This is a genomic window from Mucilaginibacter sp. P4_D1 (assembly GCF_056401935.1).
In genome coordinates this window covers 35,263-60,541 of the sequence record NZ_JBFUIJ010000006.1, presented here as the reverse complement: position 1 = coordinate 60,541, position 25,279 = coordinate 35,263, and the positions used below count along the sequence as shown (strand labels likewise).

Here is a 25,279-nt window from a genome sequence, read left to right as displayed (position 1 = left end):
TAAAAAACAATAAAAATGGCAAATTACAGATCTCCAGGTGTATATGTAGAAGAAATATCCACCTTACCACCTTCAATTGCAGAAGTAGAATCTGCTGTACCCGCTTTTATAGGCTATACACAGATAGCTACTAACCTGGCAACAGACGATCTGGCCGGGGTGCCCACGCCCATCAACAGCATGGCCGATTATATTCAACTTTTTGGGGGGGCGGATGTTGAAAGCGCATCAAACCTGGCAATAGCGGTTGACGAGCAGCAATCAGGAGGCAAAACAACTGGTTACACCGCTAAACTGACGTTTGCTAACTCGGGCATGAGCAAGCATATTTTGTACCATGCGGTAAAACTTTATTTTGCAAACGGAGGTACACGCTGCTATATCGTTTCAGTCGGGAAATACAGTGGAAGCATTTCGGAGACCGATCTGGAAGCGGGCCTTACAACTTTGGGCACAACAGAAGGGCCTACCATTTTATTGTGCCCCGAGGCTATATCATCGGCTACGCCCAACACCTTTAACCAGGCTATGCTTTTACAGGCATCAACCCTGGGCGATAGGTTTGCCATTATTGATACCGCGATAACAACTGTACCTAAAAGTACAAGTTCGGTAGCCTCGGATACCAGCGCTACCATTACTCCTTTACCAGCCGGGCAACCCGAAAGTTCATACGGAGCAGTGTATTATCCATTCCTGCAAACATCTTATAATCATAATTTTAATTTTGATGCACTTACCATAACCACTTACACCGTTAACGGAGCAGTGCCAAACCCTGCAAGCCCCAACGCCGGTGTAGCGCTTGGATCACTTAAAACTACCGTTTCGTTATTATACAACGCTATTCTTGCTCAATACCAGGGCTATTTTATTACACTGCCTCCTTCGGCAGCAATAGCAGGTGTTTATTGCAATGTAGATGCAACCAGGGGTGTTTGGAAAGCGCCCGCAAATATTTCTTTAAACGCGGTAAACAAGGCCGTAATATCGGTAACGCGCGGCGAACAGGACCTGCTGAACATAAACGATCAAAGTGGAAAATCGGTTAACGCGATTTTGAACTCACCTAATTTTGGCACATTGGTTATGGGCGCCCGCACCCTGGACGGAAACGATAATGAATGGAAATATATTAACGTTCGCCGCTTTTTTATAACTGTTGAACAGTCTATTAAAAATTCCACTGCATCATTTGTATTCGAACCTAATACTTCAACAACCTGGGTTAAGGTACAGGCAATGATATCAAATTACCTGTTTTTAAAATGGCGCGATGGTGCACTTGCCGGAGCTAAACCCGACCAGGCCTATTTTGTAAACGTAGGTTTGGGCAGCACCATGACATCGCTTGATATCCTTGAAGGACGAATGATTATTGAAATTGGAATGGCTGTAGCGCGGCCTGCCGAGTTTGTAGTGCTTCGTTTCGAACAAATGCTGCAAACATCTTAATGTCGTGTCAACGATAGATTGACGAATAGTCTTTAGCCTAAAGCCTTAAGTTCTAAGCCAAAAAATGAAAAAAATCAACTTTAGACTTACGACTTAGTACTATTGACTTAGCACTAATCGCAAAAAACAAGTATTTAACTGTATTATAAAAACATCAACAACAATATAAAATGGCAAATTACCCAATTCCAGTCTTCCATTTCAGTGTTTCATTGGGGGGCGGAGCACCTATCGGTTTTTCAGAAGTAAGCGGGCTTACGCAAGAGGTACAGGCAATAGATTACCGTGATGGCTTAATGTCATACACCACCTTGCCGCTTAAAAGACCGGGCCTTAAAAAAGCAAGCAATATCACTTTGAAAAAAGGATACATTGAAAAAGATAACAATTTTTATAACTGGCTCAACAACAGTGGTAATCCTGGCGTTGATCGTCGCGACCTGACAATTACCATGTTGAACGACGAAAACAACCCGGTTTTTGTTTGGAGTGTAACACAGGCATGGCCGGTAAAAATTGAAGGCCCCGGTTTAAAAGCAACCGGTAACGAGATAGCAATCGAATCGATTGAAATAGTGCACGAAGGAATAGTAGTAGCAGCAATTTAAAATGGCAACCTATTATCCACCGGGTGGCTTTTACTTTAAAGTGGAATTTGTTGGGGTAAGCGGTGCCGATAGCGATACCGAACAACGTTTCCAGGAAGTTAGCGGTTTGACAGTCGAAGTTGAAGTGGAGGAGTTGCGCGAAGGAGGCGAGAACAGGTTTGTTTACAAATTCCCAAAACGGGCCAAGTATCCAAACCTGGTTTTAAAAAGAGGATTGTTAAAAGGCACCAAATTGCTTGATTGGTTTCACTCTGCCATGAATACCTATTTTACAGTAGTTGTTTATGACTTTAAACCGGCTGATATGCTGATAACACTGATGGACGAAGCAGGCCAGCCCTATGCCGTCTGGAACGTGGTACAAGCGTATCCGCTAAAGTGGTCTACTTCCGATTTCAAAGCTACAGATAACTCTGTTGTTGTGGAAACGATAGAGCTCGCTTATCAATATTTTGAACGAAAAATGTAAAAAGCTATGCCTGTACAGATAAACGAAGTAATCATCCGGACGATAGTTGATACAGCGCCGGTAGGCCAGGGAGGTCAGCCGGCGCCGGCGGCAAATAACAATAGCTCGGAATACGAAGCAATTGAAAAAATACTTGAAATAATTAAAGAAAAAAACGAACGCTGATGGATACGCAAAGCGCGGCAATGTTGCCCTTTAACCTTAAGATAATATCGACCGATGAGAATGGTATACCCAGTTTAGGCGTGCCCTTTTTGGCCATGTTTAATCCTGAAAACATAGCCATTAATGAAACCATTGACTGGAATGAAAAGAAGCCGGTAGGCCAGGCAGGCACCGACCCAACTTTTATTGGCATACAACCCCGCACCTTTACCATTGACCTGACTCTTGACGGAACCGGGGTAAATACCAACGGTGTAAAAATTCCGGTTACAGCGCAGGTGCTTCTCTTCCGGGCGGCTACAACCACTGTTAATGGCTTAATTCATAAACCTAATTACTTACTGATTCAGTATGGGTTGTTTATCTGCAATTGTTCTTTAAAATCATCAACGGTTACTTATACCATGTTTGATATGTTCGGTTTGCCAATACGGGCAAAAATAAGCGCCACCTTTACCGAACGGACGCCACAGGCATTGGGCGGCATATTAAGCATGCTGTCGTCGCCCGATCTTACGCATACCGTACAGGTAAAGCAGTGGGACCTGCTGCCTTTGTTAACCTACCGGATATATAAAGATCAAAGCTATTATTTGCAGGTAGCAAAGGTTAACAAGCTTAAAAATTTCAGGAAGCTCACGGCAGGCAGTTCGCTCATTTTTCCGCCGATTTCAAACAAATAAAAACCCCAATTTAATCAGCTAAGTTATGTTAGATAGTTTACCACCGGGTGCTGCACATGCAACAGATTTGGTTACCCAAAAGGTTCTTATAAACGGGACTGCATTGAGCACCAGTGTTTTGCTTTCGCGGATTTTGGTAAATAAAACTTTTAATAAAGTTTCATACGCTAAAATTGTGTTTTTGGATGGATCGGCCTCTGATGCCGACTTCCCGCTTAGCGATGACGATACCTACAAGCCGGGCAATACGGTGGAAATACAATTAGGCTATCACGGGCAAACCGACACTGTATTTAAGGGGATTATTGTAAAACATGCTATTAAGGCAAAGCAAAACGGCGCTTCGTTGCTTACCATTGAAGCAAAGGATAAGGCAATAACACTAACGGCAAACCGAAACAGCGCGTACTACATTAATCAAAAAGACAGTGATGTAATCACCACGCTGGCCGGCAACCTGGATACCGATATTGACGACACCGGAGTAACCCAACCCCAACTGGTACAGTTTGACGCCACCAACTGGGATTTTATACTAACCCGCGCCGAAGCCAATGGCATGCTGGTACTTGCCGACGATGGCAAGCTGGTTGTTAAAAAACCAACCACAAGCGGCCCGCCGGTATTAACCGCAACTTATGGGCAAAGTATTTTTGAGTTTGAGGCCGAAATGGACGCTCGTCGCCAGTTTTCTTCAGTTTCGAGTATTTCATGGGATTATACACAGCAACAGCTTGAAAAATCAGGCCCTGGTAGCACTTCATTCGGCGACAATGGCAATATTCAGGTTTCTGACCTTGCTACGGTGTTGAACGCTCAGGTGCAACTGAACCACCCGGGACATTTAACCCAGCCGCAGTTGCAAAACTGGTCCGATTCGTACGAGATGAGGAACCATCTTTCTAAAAATGTTGGCCGTGTGCGCATCCAGGGAAATGCCAAGGTAAAACCAGGCACCATGATAACCCTTGCCGGTGTTGGCGACCGTTTTAACGGCAACGTGTTTGTAAGCGGCATTATGCACGTTTTTGACGGCTTTTGGTCAACCGACGTTCAGTTTGGCTGGAGTGAAGACTGGTTTTATAAAAAAGAAGATGTGATGAACAAGCCTACCTCCGGATTATTACCCGGAGTTAATGGCTTGCTTATCGGCACCGTGCTGGATGTTAACGACACCGATCAAAGCCAATACCGCGTGAAGGTACAGGTGCCAACCATTACTTCGGGCAGCGACGGCATTTGGGCCAGGGTGGCCACGCTTGATGCAGGTGCCAATCGCGGAACTTATTTTCGTCCGCAGGCTACTGACGAAGTGATCCTGGGTTTTTTAAACGACGATCCGCGTGAGCCTGTTATACTGGGATACCTGCACAGCAGCAGCTCAAAAAAATCGCCCTTACCGGTAGATAGCGGCGCCGAGCAATATGGCTTTGTAAGCAAACAGGGCATAAAGCTCATCTTCGACGATACCAATAGCCGGCTTACACTGTCGGTAACCACGCCAACGGGGCAAAAATCCATCATCCTTAATGATTCTTCGGGCGCTTTTGCAATGACTGATGAAAATCAAAATAGTATTAAAATGGACCCGAGCGGCATTACCATACAAGCAGGTACCGGCAATGTTATCATCAAAGGTACTACCGTAATGATTAATTAAAGTTTAACAATAAACAATATCAATATGCCACCAGCTGCCCGCGTTTCTGACAATCATGTTTGCCCCATGGTAAATCCCGGCGGTGTGCCCCATGTAGGTGGGCCGATACTGCCGCCCGGTGCGCCCACCGTATTAATTGGCGGTACGCCGGCCGCAACGGTTGGCAGCATGTGCACATGTACCGGGCCGCCCGACAGTATTATAATGGGATCATCAACAGTGCTTATAGGCGGTACGCCGGCCGCGCGACTGGGCGATTCAACGGCGCACGGCGGCACCATAGTTTTAGGTTGCCCCACCGTACTAATTGGGGGTTGATTAAAAAAAAAATTGAAAAATGGCTATTACAAACCAAACTTTTTTAGGAACAGGGTGGAGCTTTCCGCTAACATTTCGCAGGGAAACGGCAACCGTAGATATGCTGACTAATGAAGCTGACGTGCAAAGCAGCATCCAGATCATAATATCAACCATAAATGGCGAGCGGGTGATGCTGCCCAATTTTGGATGCAATTTGCAACCCCACGTTTTCGATGTTATGAATGTACCCACCATCGCCATGATACAAAAAATAGTAAACGATGCACTGGTTTACAACGAACCAAGGATCATCGTGGAAAGTGTTATAGCAACGCCCGACGAGGTAAATGGCGTATTGAACATCAATGTGCAGTATAGCATTATAACAACCAATACGCGGTATAACTATGTGTATCCATTTTATATTAACGAGGCCACCAATATTGCTACATAATACCTATCTGCCAATAAAATAGATTTTTTACACCAATGGCCCTTAAAGCCAGGACATCAAAATACTCTTAAAAATGGAAAACTGTAATTGCCATACCGAAATAATACTGAAGGGTTCGGGCCGGTTGGAGCGTTATCTCGAAGCCCTCGACCCATCCTATGTGTCGATTGATGGCAGGAGCTTTGAGGATTTGCTATCATTTGCCGCGGCTTATGCCGATCAGATCAGGTTTTATGATATGCCCGGCGATGAGGTAAATGACACTACGCCGGCAGCAAAAGTTAGCTGGGCTGAATTTTTTAAAAGAGATATGGCTGTAATTGCAGCATCGGTTGCATCTGTCAATCTTGATAAAATCAAGAACGATTACGAAAGCATCAGCGAACGGATATTGCTTGACCCTTCGGCCGAGTTATATACCGATTTGCTTAACCAAATAGTAACCATTGCCGCGCAAATTGACCAATGGTATACTGCTGCCATTCCTCAAAATCCCTTACACACCGATATTGACCTGGCAGTTAAATCATCGTTGAGTGCACAGCTAAAAAAATTAATTGCTTACGAGGAAGGCTTTATAGTAGTTGATTCAAAAACGGTTTTAAATATTGATTTTTCAAAACTGCAAAATAAGGAGGAGTGGGGTTTAAATGCTGCTGTTAACCCCGAGTTTGATATTTACCTGGGCACGACACCCGAAGCCCGGATATTAAATGCGGTGCCATATGTTGATGATATTTTCCAGGCATTTTTTAGTGTTATCAGTAACATTGTTGATGACGCACCAGGCTACCTTACTTTTGCCATTACGAAATATCCTTCGCACCAGCCTTATATGGCGCTGTATATTGCATTTCTGCAATTATTTGCCCTTGCGCAGGAGCAGATGAACGGACTCACCGGCCGCATGCTCGATTTTTATTACCGTGATGTATTGCGCCTTGCCCCAAAAGCAGCAGTGCCCGATAAAGTATTTGTAATATTTCAATTGGCCCAAAACGTTGCCGAATATGATTTGCCACAGGGCACATCGTTATCTGCAGGAAAAGATGCATCCGGCGTAGACCAGGTTTACCAGACAGAAGCCGATTTTGTTATTAACCAGGCCAATGTAAGGGAGCTTAAAAATATATTCATACAAAAAACACCTGTTACTGCCGATGAAGCCAACAAAACAGTTGCCGCAGTTTATGCCAATCCGGTAGCAAATTCAATGGATGGTGAAGGTGCAAAATTCACCATTCCAAATTCAAAATGGCCAACCTTCGGGTCGGGAGGCGTTATGCGAACTGCCCCCAAAAATATTTGCGAATATATCAGCCAAAAGCAGGCCGCGCTAACCCCGCCAAATAATACCGAAATAGGTTTCGCCGTCGCATCGCCCCAGTTGGTATTGCAGGGAGGTACGCGGCTTATAAAATGCAGCATGCCGTTTGATTTTTCCAAATTCCCGGTGAATGCGAACATGTTGAAGAGCCTTAATTTGCAGGTAGTATTAACCGGCGAAAAGAGTTGGCTAAACATCAGCCGGCAAATGGACAAGAAAGAGGCTGAAGCTATTAAACAGGTAATGGACTTCGGTTTATTTCCTGCTCCCGATCCAACCAATGGCTTCCTTTCAGAAAGCGGCTTTTTCCTTGCCCAGGAAGAGGATACTAACGGCAAACCAGTAACGGGTGTATTGTACATTTTTATGCCGATATCCGAACAAGGTATTGTGCCGTTTAATGCCAAAACGCACACCGGCAACTACCAAACGGCCTATCCTGTTATGCAGATTTTAATGGGGTCGGGGCTTGGTTTCCCGGCAAGCTTTTTCCACGGCCTAAAGGTTGACAGCCTGTCGATAGCTGTGCAGGTGGGGTCCATTAATGACATAAAAAATAAGAGCCAGGATATTAATAATGATGGCTTAAAGAAGGTTAACATTCAAACCGATACCGGCCTGGTAACGCCTGGTAAACCGTTTGATCCGTTTACTAAAGTACCTTACCAGGGCATGTCGTTTTATATTGAAAGCGATGAAGTGTTTAATAAGCCGCTGGGGCAGCTGTCAGTAAATATAACCAAGTCTATTCCCGAGGAGAAGGATTCCGATTACTCATTTCCATATAATGTGAGTGTACTCGCCCGAAATAATTGGAAACAATTAATTGATTATAGGGGTGGCGATTTCTCGACCTATAGCCTCACGTTTAATATATTAAACGTGGCTAACCAATCAGACGCCGGCCAGGTTGTTGAATTTACTGGAGTAATTAACGAGGCGGCAAGCACCGCTTATCATTTTCCGATAAGCCTTAACCGTTCGCCAATTGAATATTATACCGGTTATGATATAAGTGCCTATAAAAATTTTATCAGGATTGATAACCAGGCCAACTTTGATGATGATATTCAATCATTAATACGGGATGCGCCTAAATTCCAGATACAGGGGCTCTCGCTGAGCTACCAATCGGTATTAACCGCGCTCGACCCTAAAATCGACCAGTTTTTTCATATTTATCCATTTGGCACTGTTGAAACTTATATTACCCCTCCAGGTACCGAAACTGTAAACAAACAATTGATATTGCAGCAAAAACCGTTGATGGTCGACGCAAAAAACATCCTTTTGCCACAGTTTACCTTTTTAAACCCCACAGCGGTTTACAAAGACGTTGTGTCGCGTAAGGGTTCAAAGATACATACAGAGCTACTCATTAAATCGGCCAAATATTCAGGCGACGAGACACTCGACAGATTAATATATGACGCCAGTGGTTTAAACAGGATAATTAAAGGTGGCAATAACCAATATTCCGACACCGTACAGGAAGAAGGGTTGCTATTTATCGGTGTGGAAAAATTACAACCGCTGCAAACGCTCTCCTTACTTTTTGAATTTGCACCGGGAAGCGCTATAAATGAAGATGACGACCCACCAATCATCAATTGGTCGTACCTGATATATAACGAATGGCGGCCGCTTGAGGCCGAGTGCCTGATATCCGACAGTACCTATGGCTTCCAGACCACCGGTATTGTCAAGCTGAGCGTTCCTGCTGATGCCAACGACAGCCATACGATAGTTACTAATGGCTTGTACTGGTTTTGTGCAAGTGTAACCAGCGAGTCGGATCGCATTCCGGAACTGATCGATATAATTGCACAGGCTACCGAAGTTGTTTTTTATGACCAGGCGAACAGTCCTTCGCATTATAATAATGCACTGCCTGCCGGCAGTATCAGTAAATTATCAGTTGCAGTTTCGCAGGTAAAGGGTGTAACACAGCCGTACGCCTCGTTTGATGGTAAACACAAAGAGGAAGGAAAAGAATATTATACCCGCGTAAGCGAAAGGCTAAGGCACAAAAGGCGTGCAGTTACCCCATGGGATTATGAGCGCCTGGTGTTGGAACAGTTTCCTGAAGTGTTTAAAGTGAAATGTATCACTAACGTCGACCCCGGATGCCTGTGCCCGGATCCTCCATCTTTATTGGAAACGCGGGATACTAACCTGCTGACAAGCCCCAAATGCTGCGGACCGGTTAAATCATCCGGCAACGTTTTAATTGTGCCTGTTCCTAATCTTAAGAACAATAACGCCGAAAACCCGCTTCAGCCTAAAACAAGCCGGTTAACCCTCATCGAGATAGTAAACTATTTAACCCCCTTAACTTCACCATTTGTAACGGTGCATGCTAAAAATCCGGTTTATGAGCAGGTGATTGTGTTTTTCAGGGTGAAATTTTTAAGCGGGATAGACAAGGGATATCATCTGCAAAAGCTGAACGAAGAAATTGTTCAATACCTTACGCCCTGGGCATTTAATGCTGAAATTGAAGCTGATTTTGGCAAAAAAATATACGCGTCGTCTATAATCAACTTTATACAACAACGCAGCTACGTTGATTTTATCACCGACTTTTTAATGGGCGTTTGCCGCGACGAATGCTGCGTACCCGAAACGCCGGATACAACCACGGTTACCGCAGAAAACTTTGTGACTGCCTTAAACCAGGTATCGGGTTGTAACGATATTGAAGCATTTTTGAAAAATCAGGGTTATTTTATCGGCGATGTAATTGCAGAGCCGTCAACCCAGAGGTCGCTGCTGGTATCTGCGCCAAAACATATTATCCTGCTTTATGAAGCCCCGAAGGAATTAACCGTTTGCGAAAAGCTGCAAAAAGCAGTACCGCTGCCAGTTCATTTTCCAACTCCGGTTGTTGTTGAAACCCCAGTCGAACAAACGCCCGCACCGGCACCAGCGCCATTTGCTGCACCTGAGGAGGCGGCAGCGGCCCCTGCAACTAAAGAGGTAAAACCGGCAGCAACCGACCTGGAGAATAAGCGTAACGCCGGTGAAATAAAAGAGCTTGCTCCGCAGGAAGCCGCTGTTGCAGTAGAAAAACACAATGTGGTAGAAGAAACCATTGAAAATTTTGATAAGGCCTTGGGTGCCCAAACCAAAAACATTGCCGAAAAGGGCAAGGCGGCGGTTAAGAAAGCAGAAGATTTTATTAAAAACGTGGTTAAGGGTAAATCTTCGGGCCCGGAGCAAATTGATCCGGCGTCAGACACTAAAGCGTTGCCTCCGGCAGATGATCAATCTTCAAATAGTAACAAGTTAAAATAATAACCAATCGATCCGTAATCATCTATATAAAATCTATTCCTATGCTTACTCCAGTTTCATTAATAAAGGCAAATCCGCTTCTTCCTGCCGAAGATTACCAGGCATTGCGTTCACAGGGGATTAAACTGATTGAACAATTGGGCAGCGATATCTGGACAAACTATAACTATTCGGATCCGGGTATCACCATTTTGGAAGCTGTATGCTACGCTATAACCGACCTATCATATCGGACTGACTTTGATATTAAAGACCTGCTGGCTCCGGAGCAATTGACCAACAATACCTGGAAAGAGATTTTTTATACCGCCAAGCATATTTTGCACAACAGCGCGCTTACAATTAATGATTATCGTAAACTAATCATTGATATTGAAGGTGTGCGCAATGCATGGCTTACTATGAGCAAAGATTACGAGGTGCCTATTTGGATTGACTATAACAGTTTTGAAAAAAGGGTGAATTATGATTGCGACTGTGAAGACAAGGAAGAGGAGGTTTGCTACGGGAAACTGGGCCTTAACCAGGTAACCGTTCCAGCCGCAAAAACCGCACGCGAGGCAAAACTAACACAGCTGGAAGCTATCTTGACTAAACTACAGGCAAATTTGGATAAAAAAACCGCCGCGCTGAATGCCTTGCCGCCGCCGCCTGATACGGACTATATAGCTTTAGATAAATTAACAGCCGAAATAGCCCGGTTAACCGACGAAAGAAACATTTTGTTGGAGGAAATAGCCGATGCAAAAAATCCAACGTTTGTACGTCCCGAAATTTTGGAAATGGAAGGCTTGTACAATGTAATGGTTGAATATGAGGAGGATGTTATTGATGCCGGCAAACGCGAAGAGGTACGGCAATTGGTTATTGACAAACTGGCTGCAAACCGCAACTTGTGCGAAGACTTTTTAAGCATCGACGCGGTGGAATACGAAGATTTTGGGATAGGAGCCTCAATAGTGCTGGAAGAAAATGCCGACCCGGACCTGGTTTTGGCGCAGATGTTTTTTACCATTTATAAATATTTTACGCCCTCGGTGCCTTTTCACACCATACAGCAAATGCTGGACAAAAATTACGAGGTGGATGAAATATTTGAGGGGCCTGCATTGGAACACGGATTTATTGATTCGACGGATTTGGAGAAAACAGACTTGTTCCGCAATATTATGTTATCTGAATTAATATCCGATATCGCCAATATTCCGGGCATTAAGGGAATTACTTATCTGCACCTGCCATTTACCGGCGCGGCCGATACCGATACATCCGGCAATCTGTATTTTGATGCCTGGGCTGATAACCTGCAAAGCGAACGTAAAATTGCACGTATCCAACCTGCCAAATCCCAGGTATTGTTTTGCAAAGAACGCCAGTTTATTACCTACTACGCAGGTAGCAACAGCGACCGCAAACCCGATAAAATGCTTCGGCTTTTTACCAATATGAAAGCCGTTGAACGTAAATATAAACTGATAGGCGCCGAACTGGATTTTGCTGTACCTAACGGCGAATACGTGAACCTTGAAGACTATTACCCGGTTACTTACTCGTTGCCGGTTACTTACGGTGTCAGCGAGCGTGGCGGTCTTCCGGCCAACGCCGATTCTGGTCGCACGGCACAGGCGCTGCAACTTGGCGGCTACCTGCTTTTTTTTGAACAGGTATTAAAAGATTACCTGGTGCAACTAAACCACCTGCGCGAGCTGTTTAGGTTTGATGACGAACCACGGCACACCTATTTTACTACCGCGCTTACCGAAATTGAGAATTTAAACCAGTTGCTGATTGATAAAAACAACCACGGCCCTCAAAACTTCGACTTGGTAGTAAAGGATTTTGAAAAAGTGATTAAAGGCCTTACCGAAAACCACGATTTATTCCGCAACCGGCGCAACGGTTTCCTTGATCATATGCTGGCCCGTTTTAGCGAAGACCTGACCGACTATGAGGCCCTGATGAAATGGATGGATCCGAAAAATGCAGATGCAAGGTTAATTGGCGATAAAACCCGCATACTCAAACAAGGAGAGTATGAACGCATCAGCAGCGATAGGGCCCAGGCATATAATTATGCACTCCCTAATACCTGGGATTCGGGCAATGTATCGGGCGCCGAGCGCCGCATAGGGCGGCTTTTGGGTTTCGAAAATGTAAAACGCCGCTCGCTTGTTCCTTCATTCCTGATGAGCGAAGCGCTGTTGGTGCAGGACGATCCTTCGTCGTCGCCTAAACAAAAACTAACAAAAACGGGAGTGCCATTAAATGTTATTAAAATAATCGATCCGCTGGAAAATGAAACCGTGATTTTTACAAGTGTTGAAGTAATGCAGGGCTGCTGTACCGAATTGTTGATGGAAGATATTTTGGAGCATGCCGATGACCGTGCCTACTTTAAATTCAGCGACGAGGTAAAAACACGCAGCCGCAGATCTGCCGGGTTGGTAGGTAAATTCTGGTTCGAATTGTATGACAGTACCGACCCTGCAACCGCAGTACTGCTGGGCACCAGCGAAATGTTTTCGAAAAAAAGCGACCGCGACGAGGCCTTTACCAAACTGGAGAAGTTAATGAAGCACATTAACGCCAACGAAGGGATGCACATGATTGAGCATATTTTGCTGCGCCCTAAATTAGATGAGGTAGTTGATGAAACCGGAAGCGACCAGGCAGTTAGTCTTTTGGATATTTGCCTCAATAGCTGCGATTTAAACGCAAGCGATGATGAACAAATTACCGAGCCGCCTTACATCAAAAAAATAACCCGGGTCCCTGCCGCAAAATGTTACGATAGTATGCCATGGGTATTGCAATATATAAGGTCGGCCACTGAGGACAATGTTACACAGCCGGGCGAAGACCTGCCTGCCAGATCTATACTTTATCAGAAAGTTTACCTGGACGGCACCAACCCGATGCTGCTGAAATTCAGGAAATACGAAGATATGGTTCAGCGCATCAAGGATTTGAATGAATTTGGTTCAGAACGGATAAATTATCAGATAGTTGCCGATAATGGAAACCCGGCCAAATATGGGTTTATCATCAATGGTGCAAACGGGGTGGTTTTGGCACAAAGCCTTTACCTGTTCAACAAAAGCACCGATACCACCGATACCTTTGATATTGAAAAGGAGATTGCTGTATTGATGGAGTATTTTGGCTACCGGCTTTACCTGTATTGCAATTCCTATCCCTGCGATGCCTCAACCGATCCGTATTCATTCCATACTACCGTTGTTTTGCCTTGCTGGCCAAAGCGCCTCCGCAATCCATCGTTCAGGAACCTGGTCGAAAAAACCATCATATCCGAATCGCCCGCGCATGTTATTACACGCGTGATGTGGATAGGTATTGAAGAAATGCAGCGTTTTGAAAAAGCTTACGCCGCCTGGCTGGTTGAGATGGCACAAACAGAAGTGCCCGAATACGATGTGGTAAACCCGTTGGTTGATGTACTTAACTCATTGGTGCCCTGCGGCGTTTGTGCCGACGACTGCACGCACGAAAATGTGCCTAATGTAAATGCTGATAAATGACACATGTAGTTAACCGGCTGCAATTTGAGGTAGTATGTTCTGATGAAGAGCTATCGCTAAACCTGCGTCAAAATTTTGCGCAAACGGTTCAGCAGGAGATCGCACAGATTATTGACGAAGTATGTTCTGAAAGTGTGGGAGAGGATGAATCGATAAAAATTGACAGGATAGAACTGGACATGGGATCTTTCAGCCGGCATACATTCGGAACTGATTTCAGAACCGTGTTTCGCCAGAAACTGCGGGCCGAATTGGCCAAACAGCTGGCAGCCATTCCCCCGCAAAGCAGGCAGATTTCGCGATTACTATCGGATACCGAAATGCTTTTGTATTTCCTGTCCAACGGCTCCCTGCCCTGGTTTGCAGACGAAGGTGGCATCAACCTCGACGAAATATTCCGCAACGTGGCCCTTAATCACGCCGAAGTGCTAAAAAGCTTTTTTGCACATGTAAAATCAAACGAAAACATCTGGAAAAGGCTGGCCTGGCAATTTAATGCATCATCAAAAGAAGTAATTATAAGTTTATCGGCTGAACTTAAAAAGGCTCAGGAGGTATTTTTAAACTGGGTAACACAAATTGTAAGTAAGATAACTGCTCCCGGCAGTTCCAAGGTTGATTTTGCCGGTACAGATATACAAAAAGAATTTAGCGATATAAATGCTATCATCATCAAAAATGCACCGGCAATATTTGCCTACAGTAGCAGTATTAATGTTTTGCAGCAGGTATTTCAATCGCACATAGACGAAGTTTTTAAGGCAAATCAGGCCCTTGCAGATGAGGCCACAGCCGAGCTATCCGTTATTACCGGCATTAGCCAGCCCGAGATCGGAGTTTTGGCAGAAGCTAAACGGCCTACACAAGACGATCCTGTAATAGCATCCTCTTCGACCGGAGCCGCGGCAGATGATGTTCAAAAATATTCAGTTAAATACGCAGGCATTGTATTGCTTGCTCCTTTTTTTAAGCCATTTTTTACTCAATTAAATTTGCTCGACGGCAAGGAATGGAAGAGCACAGAATCGGCATTCAGGGCGGTGCACCTGTTGAAATTTCTGGCGACCGGGCAAAAGAAAGTGCCGGAATACGCTCTTGTATTCGAAAAAATACTATGCGGTTTGCCGGCAGATATGCCCGTACCCCTTGATGTAATTTTAACTGATGAAGAGATAGCCGAATCGGAATCACTTTTAAAAGCGGTAATAACCCATTGGAACGTACTCAAAAACACGAGTACTGATGGCCTGCGCGAAAGTTTTATAAAACGCGACGGATTGCTGACCCGAAAGGAAAATGGCTGGCTTTTACAGGTAGAAAGAAAAACGCTTGATGTACTGCTGGACAGTATACCCTGGGGCTTTTCGACCATAAGTTTAGTATGGACCCGCGATTTGATTTTTGTTGAATGGTAATATAATGATATGGCGAAGACAAAAAAAAATATTGAGCCAACACCCGCTGAAGCCGAACAGGCAAAGCCCGAAGTAAGCATTCTTAACCGTAACGCCGACACGCTCACGCGCGAAATTACCTGGTTTGCAAATCTGGTGAACAAAAGTCTCCAGGATTTTTTTCCGCGCGACAAAGCGGGCGAAAGTTCGCAAGACCCCATTGCCGGTGCGGGCTATATTTTAGCTGATGCCCCGGTTCCTGATCTTACCAACGACCACTCCGTTTATGCCGATTTTGTAAACTACTATAAATTAAATACCGACGAAAGGCTGTTGCTGATACTGGCACTTATTCCGTATGTGCAACCCAATTTTCTGGATCCCTTTTTTTCGGTAAACAAAGCGCTCGGGCGTGGTTATACCGAATTTGGCGGCGTAAAAGGCAGCCGCCACAGCGGCTTTATACCTACCATTGAAACAGCCATGTTTTTATTGGCAGGGAATGACCTGGCGCATCGTTTTAAACTGAGCCGTTTGTTTGAGACTGATCACGTTTTGCTGGCCCACAATATATTGCAACTGGATCAGGGCAGCAGTTCCGAACCTTTTTACAGTAGCACCATAACCGTTACCGACGAATATGTTGATTTTTTTACCTCGGGTAACTTGCGTAAGCCCCAGTTTAGCCCCGATTTTCCGGCAAAAAGATTGACAACAGGGATGGAATGGAGCGACCTGGTGGTTGATGAGTACACGATGCAGCAGTTGGACGAGATACGCATCTGGCTTCAATATGGATCAATCCTGCAAACCGAATGGGGGATGAATAAAAAGTTGAAACCAGGCTACAAAGCGTTGTTTCATGGTTCGCCAGGTACAGGCAAAACGCTAACTGCTATGCTTTTAGGGAAGTTATTTGGTTTGGATGTGTACAGGATTGATCTATCCATGGTGGTATCGAAATACATTGGTGAAACCGAGAAAAACCTGGAGAAGGTTTTTAAAAAAGCCGAGAATAAAAACTGGATATTATTTTTTGATGAGGCCGATTCGCTGTTTAGTAAACGAACCTCGATATCCGACTCGAACGACAAATACGCCAACCAGGAAGTAGCCTACCTTTTACAACGACTGGAGGATTATCCGGGCCTGGTGATATTGGCCAGCAATATGCGCAACAACGTAGACGAAGCTTTTACGCGCCGCTTAAATTCAATTATTCATTTTCAGAAACCGCAAAGCCGGGAAAGGCACATGATCTGGAAAAACGCCTTTAGTAAGGTATGCACACCGCCCGATGAAAATCATTTGGAACAAATAGCACGGCAGCATGAACTTTCGGGCGGTTCCATCATGAATGTTGTTCATTACTCGTCGTTGATGGCTTTAAACAGGGGCGATAAAATAATTGCAGTCGACGACATTTTGCAGGGAATAAAAAAAGAATTCAAAAAAGAGGGAAAAACTATTTGAGACAATGCAGAAGTTGAATTTCAATATGGAAGAATACCCCTGATTTTTTAATAAGAACAGAAAACGACTAAACGATGAAACGGTACAGACACAGGTCATCAGGCGGCAACCGGGCAATCGCATCTTCCGGTGCGGTAAATATACAGCGTAAGCTTACAGTTGGCGAAACAAACGACCCAATGGAGCATGAGGCAGATGATATGGCCGATAAAATAATGCGCACGCCCGAAAGACCGTTGGTTCAGCGTCAGACCGATGATATGGATGATGAAGATATCAAACGCAAGCCGTTATCTGGCCAAATAACTCCTTTTATCCAAGCAAAAGGCGATGGTGGCGGTGTGGTTGCCAGCCCTGCCGTTGCAAACGGTATTCAAGCCACCCATGACGGCGGTAAATCAATGGACAGCAGCACGAAAAGTTTTATGGAAAGCCGTTTTGGCACTGGTTTCAACGATGTGAAAATACACAACGGAGCCGAACCGGCCCAGTTAAGCCAGACCCTGAATGCCAAAGCATTTACCGTAGGCAATAACATATACTTTAATGATGGCCAATACAGGCCGGAAACTCCTGAGGGCAAACACTTGCTGGCTCATGAGCTAACACATACTTTGCAACAAGGCACAGCTATTAAACGCAAGCCCGCTAAAACAAACTCCCAGGCAACTACCAACAACACGCCCACGGCGCCACCTAAACAAACCGGGCTGAACAGAACTTTATATGTAGTTCAAAATGACGTATGGAGAAGCTTGCCCGCTGCAGTCAGAACGGGTGCCGAAAATGAATTGAACAGGGTGTTTGCTTTTGTTGGAAAAACGGCAGGCGAAAAACCTTTTAGCATTAAAATTTTGAGCTCCGATCAACTTCCCGAACAATTCGACTTTTCGGAATCAATCGTTTCGGTAATTCAGGAAGATGTGGGCGCGTATCTCGACAATGCTTTTGCACTGCAGCAAAAACAAATTGACGATTGGCTCACCACTCAAAAAGTACCCGTTGGCAAAGCGGCCAGCCAATCCCGCGAAGCGCGATCGCCCGAATTGATAGGACGGGGCGGCCAGTCAAAACATATAATCAAAGAAGGTGCAAATTCATTTGCCATACCACAAATGGCAGGTGCCGTTGACATGCGCGAAGTGGTGAAATCGTTTTTAGAAAACATTGATTCGCTTTTGGCCGATCAAATGGTCAAACTCCCTGGTAACGGAACCGACATTGCTAAATGGCCGGCTACCGTAACATCCAAAAAAGGAACAACAAGCTGGAACCCTTTAGATATGCTGGGCCCGGCGCTTGGCAGGGCCATAGCTCATGAAGCAAGGCACGAATATATCGGAGGCTCGCATTCCGAAACGGGACTGGGTAAAGACAGCGCGTTTATTATCGGAGAAAAAAACTCCGAAAATTTTTCAGACGAGGATCAGAAAGCTATCATAGCAAAAATACATGGGCTGGAAAAAGATCAGGGCAATACAACTGTTGTGCCTACATTTCCCCGAAGCTCAAGGTCAAAAAAAGATCAATTCCCATTTTAAAAATGAAAGCCCAATAAAATTAATAACAGGATAATTTAAACGATATGCACGAAACCGCTTCAATAGCTCATCAACCGCAAAGCAGCCCGGCTGCTTCGGCCGTTGAAGTTGCCCCGGTAAAGGAGCAACACTTTGAAAAAGAAGAACTGCTTATTGATAGGTATCCTATTCAGCTAAAACTTTCTGTTGGTGCGCCAAATGATCCGTTTGAGCACGAGGCCGATGAAATGGCCGATAAAGTTATGCGGATGCCCGAAAGCCGGGACGTACAGCGTAAACCAGCAGATGCTGCGGACACTTTTGATGACGACCAGCTAAGCCTTAAACCGCTGGCTGACCAGGTAACACCCTTTCTGCAACGATGCAATTCGTGCAGCAGTCACGATGATGAGCATGTGCAGCTTAAGCCAATACCCCCGGTTGTGCCATTTGGCTATCATAAATCAATGCCATCCTGTGTTGATGATTATGACGATGAGCACGTTCAGCTTAAACCACTATCAACCCCAATAGCACCATTTATACAACGCTGCGGTTCCTGTGGCGATTATGATGATGAACATGTGCGGCTTAAACCAATAGAGCCCGTTGCGCCATTTGGCTATCATAAATCCACAGGACCTGATGTAGTTGACGATGATGAAGATGAGCGCATTCAGCTTAAACCATTATCCAGCCAAATTACGCCGTTTATACAACGATGCGGATGTGGCGGTTATGACGATGAACATGTGCGTCTTAAAGAGGAATCCGCTCCGCAAACCCAACCCGCGGTCAGCAAAAAAAGTGATGGGTCGGGCACAGTTGATGATACGCTATCTAACCGGATAACATCAAGTATGGGCGCCGGCAAACCAATGGAGGCCGGTACAAGAGCTTTTATGGAAAATCGTTTCGGAACCGATTTTGGAGATGTTAAGATTCATAACGGCGACGAATCGGCTCAGATGAGCAAGGCTTTAAATGCGAAGGCGTTTACCATAAAAAATAATATTTACTTCAACAATGGGCATTATCAGCCAGAAACGGATACCGGCAAACATTTGCTGGCGCATGAACTAACGCATGTAGTGCAGCAAAACGGTTCTGTACAATTAAAGCGCGAAACGGATGAGGGAGTAAATAATAAGTTTGATAAAACAGGTACAACGGTTATTCAGCGTGATACAAACGGACAGGCAGCACCTGTTGCGCCGCAAAGCGCCAATAATAACCCTGCGTCGGCTCCGGCCGCTCCGGCTAATAATAGCGGAGCTTCTGTAGTACCAGGTACGGCAACCGCTGCGCCGCAAAACACAGTTAAAGCATCACCTTTAAAAGCGTCGGCACCTGCGGCAACAGCTTCAAACGCTGCCGGTGCGCCAAATGCAAAAACAAATGGCGCTGATAAACCCGGTAAAATGGAAGCTCCGCCGATAACGGCCACCGGCAATCCTGCCGATGTACTTGAAGCATTGCAAAAAACTCCGGTTACCGAAATTGCCCAGGCATTTAACACGGCTAAGGATGCAGGAGCGCAAAGTGAGGAGATGCAAAAGGATGATTCAGTAAAACAAATACCAATAGTTCCGGAAGCGAACGGCAGTCCCTATGGTGGGAAAAATGGCAGTAAAAAGAAATATTCGATAAGCAAGGAATCCGCTTCTGCAAAAAATACTTACGAGGGTAAGGGAGGATGGAGCCCGCCGGCCAAAACGGAGGTTGCGGTTCCACCTGTGCCGGCATTTGTTCCGTCGAAACTGCAAACGCAACCTACTACGGAAGAGCCTAACCAGGTTGATCCTGCCAGCGCCGAAAATGCACTCGACGGCGTATCATTTGACGACAGCGCAATACCTGACAAACTGGACAATGCCCCGGTTGTGCCGTTAACCGGCGAAGCCGACGCCAATAACATTAACGATGAAACTAAGGCGCAGGCAGACGAAGTAGCTACAAAGAAGGCTGCAGCAGCCATGGAGATAAACAATGATTTTGGCGAAAATAATGTAATACCAAAACCATCGGCCAATAACATAAAAACCAAACGCACATTTAAGGTCAGTGCAGGCAGGGGCTCTACCTTGAACGGCGGCAACGCGGTACCGGCTGAGCTTAAAGACAAGATCGATGCATCGGCAGCCGGCCACATCAATACAAAAATTGGCGAACAAACACAGAAATACGCGCAGGAAGAAATTTTATACCGCAATAAAATAAGCGCGGGTAAAACGGATGCGGACAAGCAAATAAATACCGAGACCGCCAAATCAAACCAATTGCAAAACAAGGCGCAGGACGATGCTCAAAGCCATGTAGGAGCCTCGCGCATTGAATGGCAAAAACGGCTTGATGAAACGGAACTAACTTTTCAAACCAAGGCCGGCGAGGCAGCGCAAGGCCATATCGACAAGGTAAATACAGAATCTAAAAAAGGAAATGATGAAGCCAAAAAGCATTACGACGATGCTAATGACAAAGTAGCTAAAAAGAAGGCCGAGGCAAAAAAAGAAGCCGACGATAAAAAGAACGAAGCCCGAAATGAAAGTAAAGGATTTTTAGGCTGGCTTGCTGATAAAGCCTCGGCCTTGATAGACGGTTTAAAGAAAGCGGTTAACTTTATTTTTGATAAGCTACGCGCTGCAGTTAAATGGGCTTTTGAGAAGGCCAAGGAACTCGCCATGGCGGCAATTGAGCTGGCCCGCAAGGTGGTAGTAGGCCTTATTAAGGAGTTTGGCGAAATATTGAAAGGCTTTGTCGACGTTGTATTTGCCGCATTCCCTGAAATACGCGACGAATTAAACGCGAAAATTGATGCAGCGGTTAATGATGCAGTATCCTTTGCCAACCAGGCATTTGATATTTTTAAAGAGGTAGTAGCTGCAATAATTGATACTTATGCCGCCATTGTTGATACAGCGCTGGCCATTGTGCAAAAGGCCTGGGATATCACCTTAACGATTACAGAAGCAGTTGTGGTGGCATCGTTGAAGATACTGGACTTCCTATTAGATATTGAAAAGCAATATAAACTTTTCAAGGCCATGATTGACGGCTTTATGTTGATATGGAATAATCCGCAAATATTAGAAGATAAGGCCAAAGAGTTTTTACAACCTCACATACAGGAAATACCAGGCAGCGCCCAGGGCGCAGTTGAAAAAGCGCTTGCAGTAGCCGGTTTGTCGGCCGCTAAGCACCTTACCGGTATCATGAAATACCTTACCCCAACTGTAAACGCTTTGGTAGCCGATTGGTGGGGACAGGCTAAAAACATGATCTGGTTCCTGATCTGGCCGTTCGCAAAAGGTAGCCCGCTGTATGAGGACGGACCTAAATTGTGGCACCTGATACCACAAATGTGGACGGATTTTAAAGCCGGAGAGTATAGCAAAGTTACCGACGAAGGCCTGGAATGGATGCAGGCGCTGAACAATACAGTTGGTGCATTTGCCGGCTGGATAGCCATAGGCGGTGCTGTGGTAGGCGCGATATTGGGTGCCATATTTGGAGGTGGTGTAGGCGCTATTCCGGGTGCCGGTGCAGGTTTTGAAGTCGGTGTGGCCATTGGCGAAGGCATTATGGCTTCAATGGTAGCAACTGAAACCCTGGTTATCACCAAGGCTGTTTATGATCTCTCGGTAACCGATGATGACGGAAAAGAATCGCCCGCGCCGCCACCTGAGCCGAAAAAGGTTGAACCCCCCAGTGATTCTGAAACCAGGAATGAGGCGCCACCATCAGGCGAAGGTGCCGAAAAACAAGGCCCGCGTATGTACACCGCCTCGCAGGTTAAAACCGGGCGAGACAGGATACTATTTGCTTATCAACGCATTGCCAACAGCGGCTTAACGCTGGGCATTATGCTCGCGTTGTTCTTGCTGGGCGCTATAGGCGGAAAAATTGCCGAAGCATTGTCGGCCGGCTTAAAGAAACTTGGCGGCATATTATCCGAAGCGATGCCTGAGCTTACCGAATCAATGAAAAGCCTTGCAAAAGGCGTAAAAGAAAGCAAGCCCGTACAGGCAATTGATAGCGCATTAAAGGGTATAAAGGAAAGTAAAACAGGTCAAAAACTCAGCGAAGCCAAAACCTCTTTTAATGAAGGCAGGGCCGGAATGAAGAAGAAGATTAACGCGGCGAAAAGAAAAATAGGATTGGGCGAGCCGGAAAAACCTGTTGTTGAAAAAGGAACCGAAAAACCGGGAGAAAATACCGGAACAAAAGTTGAAGAAACAAAAGAAGGGGTAACGCAGCATCCCGAGAATGAAACACCAAAAACAAAGGAGAAAGCGGTAGAAAACGAAAAACCGGTAGAAAAAGTAGGGAATACTGAAAATCCGGAAGCTGCTAAAACTGCAAAAACGCCTGGCGAACGCGAGTCGGGTAACCGTGTACCCGATCCAGAGGGCGAATTTTATGAATTTGAGCCTGGCGATGTGATGATGGCCGGAGATGCAACATCAGAAGTGGATGCCGCCAGGATGTACAGAAGCTCAATAAACGAAACTCCTGGCCGGGAAGTAGGAATTTATCGAAATACCGAAACCGGAGAATTTGTGGTGATCCAGGGGAATGAGGATAACGTACACGTTAAAGGGCCGGCCGGCGAAATAGAAGGGCCTACACCTGGCCGGGCTCAAAAATGGAAGGAAATTCTTGATGATCAATCCAAAGATAAGTTTGAGCTGGTATCCCATTACCACCCCGTTGGCGAAAATGGCTTTGTAATGCCCCAGGACAGGCTGCCAAGTGGCTCGGCAGGAGATTTTGGTTTAATAAGGGATCAATCCGTAGGCGCGGGCAATAAACCGGTGACCTCAAAAATTGATTTCAAAACACCACGAGGGAATGAATTTACCCTATTCTCCTATGAACCGGGGGTTGAAAAACCATATAAGATAGACTATCCGGACCCTGTTAGTATGAAGAGGGAAAAACTGGAGTTTAGCACTTTGCAGGAATACCACGATTGGATGAAGAATAATCATGGGATTGATATGGGCCCTGCTGGTTCTGAATTGCCTGCACCATCTGGCGGCACCGCTGCTAAACCGTCAAATCCAGCTAAAATTTCCGAAAATCCTTCAGGCGAGCGGAAGGTAACCCACGAGACCGTAACACCCGAAAATACAGGCAAAGGAGCTACTGTAGTTGATGAACCGGCAGAAGTAAAAACCGGTATAGAAGGCGATACGAACGAAGTGCCCGGAAAATCGCCCGAAGAACTGCCGGAAACATTTCCTGAGGAAGCGACTGAAGTTTCACCGGAAGAAATTGGGGAAGTATCATCCGAAAAAACCCCAGAGGAGGCCCCTAAGGAGGCCTCAGATCTACCGGCTGAAGAGCCCACCGAAACACCAACCGCGGATACTGCCGAAGAAAAAAATGCACAGGAATTTGCTGAGAAGGCCCAGAATGATGAAGGCGTGGTAGCCAAGGATAAAACCGAAGACGGCCATGATTTAAAAGTTGACAAAGACGGGAACGCGGCCAAATGTACAACCTGCGCAGCCCTTGAGGTTAAATACAAAAAAGCGCTTAAGGATAATCCTGATTTAAAGGCTGAGTTGAAAAAGGTAAAAGCTAAGCTGAAGAAAAGTCCGAAAAGCAAAGCTGCCCTAAAAGAGTTGAAGACCCTTGAAGCAAAGTTGAAAGAAGCGGAAAACTTTGCAAAAGTTCAGAAAAATTTGCTGGGCAACCCCAAAAAAATTAAAAAGTTTTATGACGAATACAAAGCAAAAAAGAAGGCAGCTGGGCAAAAACCACGTAATTTTAACAATTGGTTCGATGGTAAGTATAACAACAAAACAAAGTTAAGGAAAGGCGGCTTTAAAAACACGTTAAAGGGAAGATTGGGAGAGTACCAGGCAGATTTGCATTTAAAAAATGCGGGTTTCGAAAAATTAAACAACGGAGGTAAACTGATAGATTATAATAAGCCACCGCAGGGAAAAGGGTTAGATGGTGTATGGAAGAAAAATGGCAAGATTTATGTAACAGAAACCAAATATGGAACTGCACAGTTAAAGCCTGGCCAAATGTCGGATAAATGGATAAGAGGTTATCTTGAAACATTGGATAAGGCAACAAGGGATGAAATTAAGGCCGCTATGAAAAATAAAACGCTTGGAAAACTGCTTGTAAAAGTTGATGAACGGGGAATAGTGACATTAGTACCAATTGCACCATGATGAAACGAGAGCCATTGCTAAACCTGGAACACCTGAAAAGCTGTTGTACTGAGTTTGAAAGCGAAATTAATGAGAATAAGGAGCAGATTGCTACCAGGCCACCGGAGATAAAAAGCTGGGATACGGTTTACGCGTTTCTTTATGATGCACAGTTGAACTACGCAATTTATAAATACTCGGCGGGGAACAGTATAACAGAACTGGTGCCGTTGGTAACAGAAGCGACTGAAAATTATATTGCCTATCAAAATTACCCGCCAGAAGACAATACTTCGATGAAAGATTTATTTTTGGTGTACCAGGAATACCTGACAATCTTATCGTTAAATATACTTGTTAAAAGTGGCCGCGGCCTGATGGAAAAACTGGCAGCGGTTTGCGATACTTTAGGAAGCGATAAACTGACAGACAGGATGATATCATACGTGATACCCGGAAGAAAAATGAGCAGTAAACTGCTTTGGCCAAAATCATTCGAGAAACTGTATGCTGTTTTTGATGCGAAAAGTGAGCAACAGCCCGATATTATTGCAGAATACCTGTCGGGCTGGTATAAAAGCATGAGCAAAGCTCCCTGGTACAATTCGCATAAAAATACCGAAAACGAATGCGCCTTTAATGGTTATTGGAATTTTGAGTTGGCTGCTGTAGTTTGCTTATTAAATATTGATGACACATTATTCAGGGACAAACTTTTTTATCCAAAGGATTTTGTAGACTTTAACCGAAACTTGTGATCAT

The 25,279-nt window shown here is 45.1% G+C and carries 15 protein-coding genes; all 15 read left to right on the top strand.

Features of this window, described 5'->3' with window-relative positions; genetic code table 11:
• Nucleotides 1–15: 15 nt before the first annotated feature.
• The 15 genes from AC1DV1_RS08090 (at nt 16) to AC1DV1_RS08020 (ending at nt 25,275) form a co-directional block, all read left to right on the top strand.
• A complete protein-coding gene (locus tag AC1DV1_RS08090; protein ID WP_477357354.1) occupies nt 16–1,455 on the top strand; it encodes a phage tail sheath family protein in 1,440 nt (479 codons plus the stop codon).
• A gap of 170 nt (nt 1,456–1,625) precedes the next feature.
• Nucleotides 1,626–2,063 (top strand): phage tail protein, encoded by a 438-nt coding sequence (locus AC1DV1_RS08085; protein ID WP_477357352.1) that lies wholly within the window; start codon nt 1,626–1,628, stop codon nt 2,061–2,063.
• Between the two features lies 1 nt (nt 2,064).
• Nucleotides 2,065–2,532, top strand: a complete 468-nt coding sequence (locus AC1DV1_RS08080) for a phage tail protein (protein ID WP_147056196.1) — start codon at nt 2,065–2,067, stop codon at nt 2,530–2,532.
• 6 nt (nt 2,533–2,538) lie between these two features.
• Nucleotides 2,539–2,697 (top strand): DUF5908 family protein, encoded by a 159-nt coding sequence (locus tag AC1DV1_RS08075; protein ID WP_477357350.1) that lies wholly within the window; start codon nt 2,539–2,541, stop codon nt 2,695–2,697.
• Nucleotides 2,697–3,380 (top strand): CIS tube protein, encoded by a 684-nt coding sequence (locus AC1DV1_RS08070; protein WP_477357347.1) that lies wholly within the window; start codon nt 2,697–2,699, stop codon nt 3,378–3,380. The genes AC1DV1_RS08075 and AC1DV1_RS08070 overlap by 1 nt, the downstream gene beginning before the upstream one ends.
• A gap of 25 nt (nt 3,381–3,405) precedes the next feature.
• Complete coding sequence (gene vgrG / locus AC1DV1_RS08065; protein ID WP_477357345.1) at nt 3,406–5,040, top strand: type VI secretion system tip protein VgrG; 1,635 nt, start codon at nt 3,406–3,408, stop codon at nt 5,038–5,040.
• Nucleotides 5,041–5,064: 24 nt separating this feature from the next.
• On the top strand, nt 5,065–5,358 hold the full coding sequence (locus AC1DV1_RS08060; RefSeq protein ID WP_477357343.1) for a PAAR domain-containing protein: 294 nt from the start codon (nt 5,065–5,067) through the stop codon (nt 5,356–5,358).
• Between the two features lie 19 nt (nt 5,359–5,377).
• Nucleotides 5,378–5,794, top strand: coding sequence for a GPW/gp25 family protein (locus AC1DV1_RS08055; protein WP_477357341.1), 417 nt, complete (start codon nt 5,378–5,380; stop codon nt 5,792–5,794).
• A gap of 73 nt (nt 5,795–5,867) precedes the next feature.
• Nucleotides 5,868–10,418, top strand: coding sequence for an antitoxin (locus tag AC1DV1_RS08050; protein ID WP_477357339.1), 4,551 nt, complete (start codon nt 5,868–5,870; stop codon nt 10,416–10,418).
• Between the two features lie 41 nt (nt 10,419–10,459).
• Nucleotides 10,460–13,957: a hypothetical protein gene (locus AC1DV1_RS08045; RefSeq protein ID WP_477357336.1), complete on the top strand. Its 3,498-nt coding sequence runs from the start codon at nt 10,460–10,462 to the stop codon at nt 13,955–13,957.
• On the top strand, nt 13,954–15,372 hold the full coding sequence (locus tag AC1DV1_RS08040) for a contractile injection system tape measure protein (protein WP_477357334.1): 1,419 nt from the start codon (nt 13,954–13,956) through the stop codon (nt 15,370–15,372). The genes AC1DV1_RS08045 and AC1DV1_RS08040 overlap by 4 nt, the downstream gene beginning before the upstream one ends.
• 9 nt (nt 15,373–15,381) lie before the next feature.
• Entirely contained in the window at nt 15,382–16,824 is a 1,443-nt protein-coding gene (locus AC1DV1_RS08035) for an ATP-binding protein (protein ID WP_477357332.1), read from the top strand.
• Nucleotides 16,825–16,898: 74 nt separating this feature from the next.
• A complete protein-coding gene (locus AC1DV1_RS08030) occupies nt 16,899–18,365 on the top strand; it encodes an eCIS core domain-containing protein (protein WP_477357330.1) in 1,467 nt (488 codons plus the stop codon).
• Nucleotides 18,366–18,409: 44 nt separating this feature from the next.
• On the top strand, nt 18,410–24,538 hold the full coding sequence (locus tag AC1DV1_RS08025) for an eCIS core domain-containing protein (RefSeq protein WP_477357328.1): 6,129 nt from the start codon (nt 18,410–18,412) through the stop codon (nt 24,536–24,538).
• Nucleotides 24,535–25,275: a PoNe immunity protein domain-containing protein gene (locus AC1DV1_RS08020; RefSeq protein WP_477357326.1), complete on the top strand. Its 741-nt coding sequence runs from the start codon at nt 24,535–24,537 to the stop codon at nt 25,273–25,275. The genes AC1DV1_RS08025 and AC1DV1_RS08020 overlap by 4 nt, the downstream gene beginning before the upstream one ends.
• Nucleotides 25,276–25,279: the final 4 nt, after the last annotated feature.

Bases quoted from the DNA above. Each gene is read 5' to 3' on its own strand.
- AC1DV1_RS08080 (WP_147056196.1), top strand. From the start codon at position 2,065: ATGGCAACCTATTATCCACCGGGTGGCTTTTACTTTAAAGTGGAATTT.
- AC1DV1_RS08090 (WP_477357354.1), top strand. From the start codon at position 16: ATGGCAAATTACAGATCTCCAGGTGTATATGTAGAAGAAATATCCACC.
- AC1DV1_RS08060 (WP_477357343.1), top strand. From the start codon at position 5,065: ATGCCACCAGCTGCCCGCGTTTCTGACAATCATGTTTGCCCCATGGTA.
- AC1DV1_RS08045 (WP_477357336.1), top strand. From the start codon at position 10,460: ATGCTTACTCCAGTTTCATTAATAAAGGCAAATCCGCTTCTTCCTGCC.
- AC1DV1_RS08075 (WP_477357350.1), top strand. From the start codon at position 2,539: ATGCCTGTACAGATAAACGAAGTAATCATCCGGACGATAGTTGATACA.
- AC1DV1_RS08055 (WP_477357341.1), top strand. From the start codon at position 5,378: ATGGCTATTACAAACCAAACTTTTTTAGGAACAGGGTGGAGCTTTCCG.
- AC1DV1_RS08085 (WP_477357352.1), top strand. From the start codon at position 1,626: ATGGCAAATTACCCAATTCCAGTCTTCCATTTCAGTGTTTCATTGGGG.
- AC1DV1_RS08025 (WP_477357328.1), top strand. From the start codon at position 18,410: ATGCACGAAACCGCTTCAATAGCTCATCAACCGCAAAGCAGCCCGGCT.
- AC1DV1_RS08030 (WP_477357330.1), top strand. From the start codon at position 16,899: ATGAAACGGTACAGACACAGGTCATCAGGCGGCAACCGGGCAATCGCA.
- vgrG (WP_477357345.1), top strand. From the start codon at position 3,406: ATGTTAGATAGTTTACCACCGGGTGCTGCACATGCAACAGATTTGGTT.
- AC1DV1_RS08040 (WP_477357334.1), top strand. From the start codon at position 13,954: ATGACACATGTAGTTAACCGGCTGCAATTTGAGGTAGTATGTTCTGAT.
- AC1DV1_RS08020 (WP_477357326.1), top strand. From the start codon at position 24,535: ATGATGAAACGAGAGCCATTGCTAAACCTGGAACACCTGAAAAGCTGT.
- AC1DV1_RS08070 (WP_477357347.1), top strand. From the start codon at position 2,697: ATGGATACGCAAAGCGCGGCAATGTTGCCCTTTAACCTTAAGATAATA.
- AC1DV1_RS08050 (WP_477357339.1), top strand. From the start codon at position 5,868: ATGGAAAACTGTAATTGCCATACCGAAATAATACTGAAGGGTTCGGGC.
- AC1DV1_RS08035 (WP_477357332.1), top strand. From the start codon at position 15,382: ATGGCGAAGACAAAAAAAAATATTGAGCCAACACCCGCTGAAGCCGAA.